The organism is Lysobacter dokdonensis DS-58 (assembly GCF_000770795.1).
GTDB classification, from domain to species: domain Bacteria; phylum Pseudomonadota; class Gammaproteobacteria; order Xanthomonadales; family Xanthomonadaceae; genus Noviluteimonas; species Noviluteimonas dokdonensis.
In genome coordinates this window covers 131978-140858 of record NZ_JRKJ01000003.1, presented here as the reverse complement: position 1 = coordinate 140858, position 8881 = coordinate 131978, and the positions used below count along the sequence as shown (strand labels likewise).

At 67.5% G+C, this 8881-nt stretch carries 8 protein-coding genes and 1 pseudogene; 4 read left to right on the top strand and 5 right to left on the bottom strand.

Annotated features, from left to right (window positions below; translation table 11 throughout):
* The 4 genes and pseudogenes from LF41_RS03945 to LF41_RS03930 form a co-directional block, all read right to left on the bottom strand.
* A pseudogene (locus LF41_RS03945) lies at positions 1 to 377 on the bottom strand (ankyrin repeat domain-containing protein); the annotation flags it as partial.
* Positions 370 to 639, bottom strand: a complete 270-nt coding sequence (locus LF41_RS03940; RefSeq protein ID WP_036166157.1) for a YcgL domain-containing protein — start codon at positions 637 to 639, stop codon at positions 370 to 372. The pseudogene LF41_RS03945 and the gene LF41_RS03940, both read right to left, overlap by 8 nt.
* 85 nt (positions 640 to 724) lie before the next feature.
* Complete coding sequence (gene cydB, locus LF41_RS03935; RefSeq protein ID WP_036166153.1) at positions 725 to 1732, bottom strand: cytochrome d ubiquinol oxidase subunit II; 1008 nt, start codon at positions 1730 to 1732, stop codon at positions 725 to 727.
* Positions 1732 to 3123: a cytochrome ubiquinol oxidase subunit I gene (locus LF41_RS03930; protein ID WP_036166152.1), complete on the bottom strand. Its 1392-nt coding sequence runs from the start codon at positions 3121 to 3123 to the stop codon at positions 1732 to 1734. The genes cydB and LF41_RS03930 overlap by 1 nt, the downstream gene beginning before the upstream one ends.
* A gap of 160 nt (positions 3124 to 3283) precedes the next feature.
* Here LF41_RS03930 and LF41_RS03925 point away from each other — a divergent pair, with 160 nt between their 5' ends.
* From LF41_RS03925 to LF41_RS03915, 3 genes are read left to right on the top strand one after another with little or no spacing between them, the layout of a single operon-like run.
* The gene (locus LF41_RS03925) at positions 3284 to 5683 is read left to right on the top strand and encodes a S9 family peptidase (RefSeq protein ID WP_036166149.1); all 2400 of its coding nucleotides are present in this window, start codon (positions 3284 to 3286) and stop codon (positions 5681 to 5683) included.
* A gap of 57 nt (positions 5684 to 5740) precedes the next feature.
* Positions 5741 to 5926, top strand: a complete 186-nt coding sequence (locus tag LF41_RS03920; RefSeq protein ID WP_036166147.1) for a hypothetical protein — start codon at positions 5741 to 5743, stop codon at positions 5924 to 5926.
* Positions 5927 to 5970: 44 nt separating this feature from the next.
* Positions 5971 to 6438: a hypothetical protein gene (locus LF41_RS03915; RefSeq protein WP_036166144.1), complete on the top strand. Its 468-nt coding sequence runs from the start codon at positions 5971 to 5973 to the stop codon at positions 6436 to 6438.
* Here the strand turns inward: LF41_RS03915 and LF41_RS03910 are convergent.
* On the bottom strand, positions 6435 to 6764 hold the full coding sequence (locus LF41_RS03910) for an I78 family peptidase inhibitor (RefSeq protein ID WP_036166227.1): 330 nt from the start codon (positions 6762 to 6764) through the stop codon (positions 6435 to 6437). The two genes, LF41_RS03915 and LF41_RS03910, sit on opposite strands and share 4 nt — an antisense overlap.
* Positions 6765 to 6954: 190 nt before the next feature.
* Between LF41_RS03910 and LF41_RS03905 the strand changes: the two genes are divergently transcribed.
* Complete coding sequence (locus LF41_RS03905; RefSeq protein ID WP_036166142.1) at positions 6955 to 8877, top strand: M61 family metallopeptidase; 1923 nt, start codon at positions 6955 to 6957, stop codon at positions 8875 to 8877.
* The last annotated feature ends 4 nt before the right edge of the window (positions 8878 to 8881 follow it).

The following is an 8881-nucleotide window of genomic DNA, read 5'->3' as shown; positions in this document are numbered from 1 at the left end:
CCGCCTTCACGTTCGAGCGCGTGCCACACCGGCCAGGTGCGCCACAGCAACAACAACGCGGCGCCGGCGGCCACGCTCAGCCCGATGGCGGCCGAGAGGCTTCCGGTTTCGCGCAACGCGGCGAGCGGCCAGGCGATGACGAGCGCGGCGACCGCGATGCCCGCGGCCCACGTGCCCGACAACGCCAGCGCGTCGCGGGGCCATTTGTGCGACGTGCGCGTGCCGCGGAACCACGACACCGCCAGCGCGAAGGCCGGCTGCGCGAGCGCACCGGCCAGCGCGAGCGGCCAGGCGTCGACCGCGAGCAGCAGTGTCAGCGCGACGCCCGCGAGCGCCGCGCCGGCGATCCGCCCGATGGGGCGCGTCGGCTCAGGCATCGGTGCCCCAATCCTCGGTCATCGGATCGAGCCGCGTGGGCGGGAACTGGACATGGAAGCCGCGCGTGGCGAGATTGGCGCGCACGACATCGGGATCGGCCTGCGCGAGCGTGCGCCCGGGCGTGAGCGCGACTTCGAGCACGAACTGCAACTTGCCCAGCTGGGTCGCGAGCGGCGGCGGCAGGCGCGTGAAATCGTCGCGCGTGGCCAGGTACACGTAGGTGTCGGCTTGCCGGAGGCTCTTGTAGACGAAAGCGTGCATCGCGGCCTTGGGCGGGGGACGCGACGATTGTGTCGGAAACGACGGTGTGACGAAACCCACAATTCGCGTTGATCGAACGCGGATTTCAGTGATAGCCCGCGTCGGCCGCCACCTTTCCCCGGAACACCGAATACGACCAGTACGTATAGCCGAGGATCGCGGGCAGCAGGATCGCCAGCCCCACCATCACGAACCCCTGCGACGACGGCGGCGATGCGGCCTCCCAGATCGTCATCGAGGGCGGCACGATGTTCGGCCACAGGCCCAGCACCAGCCCGGCGAAGCCGAGTGCGAAGAAGCACAACGCCAGGATGAATGGCGCGGCATCGCGGCCTTCACGCATCGCCGCGCGCCACAACCACCACGCATTGAGCAGCGCGAGCACCGGCACCGGCGAGAGCCACCAGAAATTCCCGCCCTCGAACCACCGTGCCATGATCCGCGAGTCGAGAAACGGCAACCACGCACTCACCAGCCCCATGAAGGCGATCACCACCAGCACCAGCGGCCGCGTGAGCGTGCGCGCGATCAACTGCAGGCGGCCTTCGGTCTTCAGGATCAGCCATGTCGAACCGAGCAACGCATAGCCGAACACCACCGCCACGCCGGTCAGCATCGAGAACGGGCTGAACCATCCGAACGCGCCGCCGACGTACTTGCCTTCCTGCAACGGCATGCCTTCGACCAGCGCGCCCAGGATCAGGCCCTGCGCGAACGCGGCGAACATCGAACCCAGCGCGAACGCCGCGCCCCACCATGGTTTTCCGCGCACCGCCTTGAAGCGGAATTCGAATGCGACGCCGCGGAACACCAGCGCGATCAGCATCAGCAGCACAGGCAGGTACAACGCGGACAGCACCGTCGCGTACGCCTTCGGGAAGGCCGCGAGCAATCCGGCGCCGCCGAGCACCAGCCAGGTTTCGTTCCCGTCCCAGATGGGCGCGGCGGTATTCATCATGTGGTCGAGCTGGTGCTCGTCCTCCGCGAACGGCGCGAGGATGCCCAGCCCGAGCACGAAGCCGTCGAGCAGCACGTACATCAGCACGCCGAACCCGATCACGCCGAACCACGCCACCGGCAGCCAGTACTCCATCAGATGGCCTCCTTGTTGCCGACCGACAGCGGGCGCGCGGGCGTCTTGTCGCCGGCCTCCGTGTCTGGCGCCGGTTCGTGCTTCGCCGGCCCCGACCGCACCATGCGCACGAGATACCAGGTGCCCGCGCCGAAGACGATCGCGTACACGACGAAGAAGGTGATCAGCGAGGCCCACACACTGCCGGCCGCGAGCGTCGGCGTCAGCGCATTGGCCGTGCGCAGCGCGCCGTACACGACCCACGGTTGCCGCCCGATCTCCACCACGTACCAGCCCGAGAGCATGGCGACGAACCCCGCGGGCAACATCAGGTTCCAGCCGCGCAGCACCCACGGCGAATCGAACAGCCGCCCGCGGCGCCATTGCCACAACGAGGCCAGCGTCAGCAACAACATCAACGTGCCGATGCCGACCATCACGCGGAATGCGTAGAACACCGGCTTCACCGGCGGACGATCTTCCGGCGCGACCGCCTTCAGCGGTTGGATCTGCCCGTCCAGCGTGTGCGTGAGCACCACGCTGCCGAGCTGCGGGATCGCGATCTCGTAGTCGTTGCGCTCCGCCTTCTCGTTCGGCACCGCGAACAACACCAGCGGCACGCCGCCAGGATGCGTTTCCCAGTGCGCTTCCATCGCCGCGAGCTTCACCGGCTGGTGCTTGAGCACGTTCAACCCGTGCAGGTCGCCGGCGATGATCTGCAAGGGCACCGCGATGGCCGCGAACGCCACCGCGAGCTTCAGCATCCGCTTGCCTTCCTCCACGTGCGCGCCGCGCCGCAGGTACCACGCCGACACGCCGCCGATGACGAAGCACGTCGTGATGAACGCCGCGAGCACCATGTGCGCCAGGCGATACGGGAAGGAGGGATTGAAGATGATCGCGAACCAGTCGACCGGCTGGAACACGCCCTGCGCGTCGATGGCGTGCCCTTGCGGCGTCTGCATCCAGCTGTTGGCCGCGATGATCCAGAACGTGGAGATCAGCGTGCCCAGCGCGACCATGCACGTGGCGAAGAAATGCAGCGGCGGCTTCACGCGCTTCATGCCGAACAGCATCACGCCGAGGAACGTGGCTTCGAGGAAGAAGGCGGTGAGCACTTCGTACGACAACAGCGGCCCGAGCACGTTGCCCGCGCGCTCGCTGAGCACCGCCCAGTTCGTGCCGAACTGGAAGCTCATCACGATCCCGCTCACCACGCCCATGCCGAAACTGACGGCGAAGATCTTCAGCCAGAACTTGTAGAGCTCCAGCCACATCCCGTCGCGCGTGCGCAGCCAGCGCCATTCGAGGAAGGCGAGCCAGCTGGCGAGGCCGATGGTGAAGGAGGGGAACAGGATGTGGAACGAAATGACGAATCCGAACTGGATCCGCGAGAGCAGCAGTGCATCCACGCAGTGCCTCCACGGCACGCGAGGGCGGCGCCGCGGGACATAGTGTGCGCCCGCGAAGCGGAGTTTTCACCGGGAACCGCCTTTCGCATGACCAATGACCCCCGGTTCGCCCGGAGGGCCCTGCTACCCTTCGCGCTTCCGCTTTCCCGCAGACGCCCGCATGCGCCTCACGCCCTTCGCGCTCCTCTTGCTCCTCACGCCCGCCGCCTTCGCGCAAGACGCCGCACAGGCGACGTCAGACCCGAACGCGCCGCTCACGCTCGCGCAGACGATGGCCGATCCCGACTGGATCGGCACGCCGATCGAAGCGGCCTGGTGGTCGTGGGACGGCCAGCGCGCGTACACGCAGCGCAAGCGCAAGGGCACGACGATCCGCGATACCTGGGTGCAGCCGATCTCCGGCGGCGCGGCCGCGGCGCTCGACGGCGCCGCGCGCGCCGACGCCGATGGCGAACAACCGGTCTACGACACGCAACGCACGCGCATGGCATACGTGCGCAACGGCGATGTGTTCGTGCGTGACCTGCGCAGCGGCGCATTGCAACAACTCACGCGCACCAACGACGACGAATCGCAACCACAGTGGGGCAGCGATGGCGGTCTGTCGTGGCGCGTGGGCAACGACTGGTATCGCTGGACGAACGCCGGCGGCGTGCGCCAGGCCGCGACGGTACTCGCCGAGAAATCCCCCGACACCAAGCCCGGCGCCGACGATCTGCGCGAGCGCCAGCTGCGCCTGATCGACACGCTGCGCAACGACCGCGCGCAGCGCGAAGCCGCGCGTGCGCAGGACAAGGCCTGGCGCCTGGCCGACCCGACGCGCGCGCCGGTGCCCGCGTATCTCGGCGACGATGTCGAGATTGCCGACAGCGGCCTTTCGCCCGATGGCAATTGGTTGCTCGTGGTCACCACGCGCAAGGGCGCGGACCTCGGCACCGAAGGCAAGATGCCGAAGTACGTGACCGAATCGGGTTACGAGGAATTCGAGGACGTGCGCACGCGCGTCGGCCGCAATGCGCCGGCGGCGCAGCGCCTGTGGCTGGTGAAGGTCGGTGACGGCTCGGTGCGCGAACTGAAGTTCGACACGCTGCCGGGCATCGCCGTCGATCCGATGGCGGCGTTCCGCAAGGCGGCGAAGCAGGAGCCGCTGAAGGGCAACCGCGACGTGCAGGTGCTCACCTCCGGCGACAACGCCGGCGCATCGGCGATCCACTGGACCGCCGACGGCCGCCAGGCTGCGGTGATGGTGCGTGCGATCGACAACAAGGATCGCTGGCTGGCGTCGGTGGACCTGGCGAACGCGAAGCTGCAACCGCGCCATCGGCTGACGGATCCGGCGTGGATCAACTGGGGCTTCAACGATTTCGGTTTCGCCCCCGATGGCGCGCTGTGGTTTCTCTCCGAAGAGAGCGGCTACGCACACCTGTACCTGAGCGAGAACGGCGGCGCGCCGCGCGCGCTCACCTCGGGCAACTGGGAAGCCTCCGCGCCGCAACTGTCGAAGGACGGCACGCGCTTCCTGTTCCTGTGCAACCGCGAGTGGCCGGGCGATTACGAAGTCTGCGAAGTCGGCCGCACGGGCGGCGCGGTGCGCGAAGTGACGGCGCTCGACGGCGTCGAGGATTTCGTCGTCTCGCCCGACGAATCGAAACTGCTCGTGCGCCACTCGGATTCGTACGTCCCGCCCCAATTGGCGGTGGTGAACCGCAACGGCGAGGGCCTGGCCGAACTCACCGATACGCGCACGCCGGAATTCAAGGCACGCACGTGGGTCGCGCCGGAATACGTGCAGGTCCCGTCGAAGCACGGCGCAGGCACGATCTGGGGCAAGTACTACGGGCCGAAGACCCTCGAAGCGGGCAGGCACTATCCGATCGTGATGTTCGTGCACGGCGCGGGTTACCTGCAGAACGTCAGCGACCGCTATCCGAACTACTTCCGCGAGCAGATGTTCCACAACCTGCTCGTGCAGCGCGGTTACATCGTGCTCGACCTCGACTACCGCGCGTCCGAAGGCTACGGCCGCACATGGCGCACCGACATCTATCGCCGCATGGGGACGCCGGAACTCGAGGATTACCTCGACGGCCTGGACTGGCTCGTCGCGAACAAGCACGGCGACCGCGACCGCGCGGGCATCTACGGCGGCAGCTACGGCGGCTTCATGGCGTTCATGGCGTTGTTCAAGAAGCCCGGCACGTTCAAGGCCGGCGCCGCGCTGCGCCCGGTGACCGACTGGTCGCAGTACAACCACGAGTACACCTCGAACATCCTCAACACGCCCGAACTCGACCCCGAGGCCTACAAGGTGTCCTCTCCGATCGAGTACGCCGCCGGCCTGCAGGACCACCTGCTGATCGCGCACGGCATGATCGACGACAACGTGTTCTTCCGCGATTCGGTGGTGCTGACGCAGAAACTGATCGAACTGCGCAAGGACAAGTGGGAGCTCGCGCCGTATCCGCTGGAGCGCCACGGCTTCACGCACCCGGACAGCTGGTACGACGAATACCGCCGCATCCTGGAGTTGTTCGACGACACGCTGCAGCCGCAGCGTTGACGGCGTTGTAATGCCGGCGGTGGGAGGCTGCGCGCCTCACCGCCGCCGGAGCGTGTGATGCACAAGCAGCCGCACCGGGCGATCGAGAAGATCGCCGACAACCGTTACTGGCAGAACCAGCCGCGGCTGGACGACCGCGAGGAACTCGGCACGCCGAAGGACCTGGGGATCGAGGACTACGCGCCGCCGACCCTCGTGGCCGACGACCTTCCCGATGAAGAGGCGGGCAAGCAGGACCGCTGAGCGCGTCACAGCCGGCGGTTCGCGGGTCCGCCAAGCTGCGCGGCATGAAGTCGCGGGATGCCGCCGCCACGCCAGTCCCCGTGCCCGCCACGCACGCCGCGCAGCAGGTGGCCTACGCGTGGCAGGTGGCCGCGCGCGATCTGCGTTTCACGCACCCGGAGTTGCATGCGCAGATGACCGAGCGCGTGCGCAAGTTGCTCGATGTCGAAGTCCTCGACGATCCGGCCCTCGAGATCCGCAGGTTGCAGGCCGAACTCGATGCGGTGCGGACGATGCTCGTCAGCGCGGCGCCCATGCCGACGCATCCGCCACCACCCGCGACGAACGACGCCACGCCGACGCGCGCGGCGTTGCAGGCCGTCGCCGACGGCGCGCGCGCGTTCACCGACGACGAACGCGAATGGTGCGTCGGCGAAGCCATGGTGCTGACGGGGTTTTCGAAGACGCCGGTGGAGTTGTTGCGCGAAGGCGAAGCCGCCCTCGCGCGGATCGTGCTGGTGGGATCGCCTTAGCCGCAGTCGACGCTGCCGATCACGTTGTCCGTGCCCACGCGCACGTTCAACCGGTCCCCGCGATATTCCATCGTGACCATCATCCCGGGCGTGAGCACGCGCGCGGTCTTCGCGCCGGTGGCCACGCGCGCCTGTTCGACGATCTCCGGCGTCGCGGTCTTGCCGACGAACTGCTGCGCGGCGTCGGCCTTGCAGCTCTCGGCGAGCATCGGCGGCGTGGTGGTCGCAGCGGCGGCCGGTGTCGTCGCGTCCGACGAATCGTTGGCCGGCGAGGAACTGCAGGCGGCGAGCGCGAGCGCGGCGGAGATCGAAAGGAAAAGACGCATCTTCACGGGCGGACTCCTGTCCATGGGGGAGGGGCCGACCCTACGCCCGCCCCGTTCATGCGGCAAGACGCGGCCGGATTGCGGCATCGGCCCGCCCGACCATGCCGAATGGCATGGGTCGCGGCGCCGCCGAATTTGCACGATGGGATGTTTGCGACCCCTCCACCCGTTGCATCACCCAGGATTCCGCATGCCTCGCCACACGCTGCTCGCCCTTGCCCTGACGCTCGCGCTGCCCGCGCTGGCGGTGTCTTCCTCGTCCGATGCGCAGACCTCGCCGCAGGCGCCGGTCTACGCCACCAGCACCACGCCGTATCCGGGCACGATCGCGCTCGAAGTCGACGCGACGAACCTCTCGCAGCGCGTGTTCACCGTGAAGCAGCGCATCCCGGTGTCGTCGGGCCCGGTGACGCTCCTGTTCCCGAAGTGGCTGCCCGGCAACCATGCCGACTACGGCCGCGTCGACAAGGTCGCCGGCATCGAGTTTTCGGCGAACGGCCAGAAACTCACGTGGACGCGCGATCCGCTCGACGTGTACGCCTTCAAGGTCGACGTGCCGCAGGGCGCGACGCAGATGGATGTCGCGTTCCAGTTCATCTCGCCGACCGACCGCGAGCAGGGACGCGTCGTCATGACGCCGAACATGCTCAACCTGCAGTGGAACACCGTCGCGCTGTATCCGGCCGGTTACGCCGCGAGCGCGATCACCTTCGCGCCGAGCGTCAAGCTGCCCGCCGGCTGGCAGGCCGCCACGGCGCTGGAACTGCAGGGCCGCGCCGGCGATGTCGTGACGTACAAGCCGGTCGACTTCGACACGCTCGTCGACTCGCCGATGTTCGCCGGCAAGTATTTCAAGACGATCGACCTGTCCAACGGCGTCGGCAAGCCGGTGCGCCTGAATGTCGTCGCCGACGATGCGAAGTACCTCGAAGCCAAGCCCGACCACATCGAAGCGCACCGTCGCCTCGTGCAGCAGATGCGCAAGCTCTACGGCGCCGAACACTACGACCACTACGACTTCCTGTTCTCGCTCAGCGGACAGATGTCGGGCATCGGCCTGGAACACCACCGTTCCAGCGAGAACGGCGTCGGCGTGAAGTACTTCACCGGCTGGGATCCCAAGACCGGCAGCAGCGACCTGCTCGCGCACGAGTACAACCATTCGTGGGACGGCAAATACCGTCGCGGCGCCGACCTGACCACGCCGACGTTCAACACGCCGATGCAGGGCAGCCTGCTGTGGGTGTACGAAGGCCAGACGCAGTACTGGGGCAACGTGATCACCGCGCGCGCGGGCCTGCGTACGTTCGAGACCTCGAAGGACGCCCTCGCGCTGGTCGCGGCGAGCTACAGCGAGAACCGCGCCGGCCTGTCGTGGCGCGCGCTGCAGGACACGACCAACGACCCGATCATCGCCAAGCGCACGTCCAAGGCGTACCGCAGCTGGCAGCTGAGCGAGGACTACTACTCCGGTGGCCAGATGATCTGGCTCGAAGTGGATGCGCGCCTGCGCGAGAAGTCCAACAACAAGGTCTCGCTCGACGATTTCGCGAAGAAGTTCTTCGGCATGAACGATGGCGACTTCAAAGTGAACCCGTATACGTTCGAAGACGTGGCGGCCACGCTCAACGGCCTGGTGGCCGACGACTGGGGCAAGTTCCTGCGCGATCGCCTCGACGGCAAGGTGCCGCTCACCGGCGGCATCGAAGCGGCGGGTTGGAAGCTGGTGTTCAAGGACAAGCCGAATGCGTACGCGAAGGCCGCGGCGTCCGAATTCGGCGGTGGCGGCGACTTCCTGTATTCGCTCGGCATGACCGTCGGCCGCGACGGCACCATCGGCGACGTGCGCTGGGACAGCCCCGCGTTCAAGGCCGGCATCGGCCCGGGCATGACGCCGATGGCGGTGAACGGCAAGGCCTACAGCACCGAAGTACTGGAAGACGCGGTCAAGGCCGCGAAGACCGACAAGAAGCCGATCGAATTGCTGGTGAAGGAATTCGATCTGTTCCGCACCATCCAGTTGCCGTACTACGACGGCCTGCGCTACCCGCACCTGGAGCGCATCGAAGGCAAGCCGGACCGGTTGTCGGCGATCTACGCGCCGAAGAAATAATCCG

Coding starts and splice junctions, on each gene's coding strand:
- LF41_RS03940 (WP_036166157.1), bottom strand. CDS start 639: ATGCACGCTTTCGTCTACAAGAGCCTCCGGCAAGCCGACACCTACGTG.
- LF41_RS03905 (WP_036166142.1), top strand. CDS start 6,955: ATGCCTCGCCACACGCTGCTCGCCCTTGCCCTGACGCTCGCGCTGCCC.
- LF41_RS03910 (WP_036166227.1), bottom strand. CDS start 6,764: ATGCGTCTTTTCCTTTCGATCTCCGCCGCGCTCGCGCTCGCCGCCTGC.
- cydB (WP_036166153.1), bottom strand. CDS start 1,732: ATGGAGTACTGGCTGCCGGTGGCGTGGTTCGGCGTGATCGGGTTCGGC.
- LF41_RS03925 (WP_036166149.1), top strand. CDS start 3,284: ATGCGCCTCACGCCCTTCGCGCTCCTCTTGCTCCTCACGCCCGCCGCC.
- LF41_RS03915 (WP_036166144.1), top strand. CDS start 5,971: ATGAAGTCGCGGGATGCCGCCGCCACGCCAGTCCCCGTGCCCGCCACG.
- LF41_RS03920 (WP_036166147.1), top strand. CDS start 5,741: ATGCACAAGCAGCCGCACCGGGCGATCGAGAAGATCGCCGACAACCGT.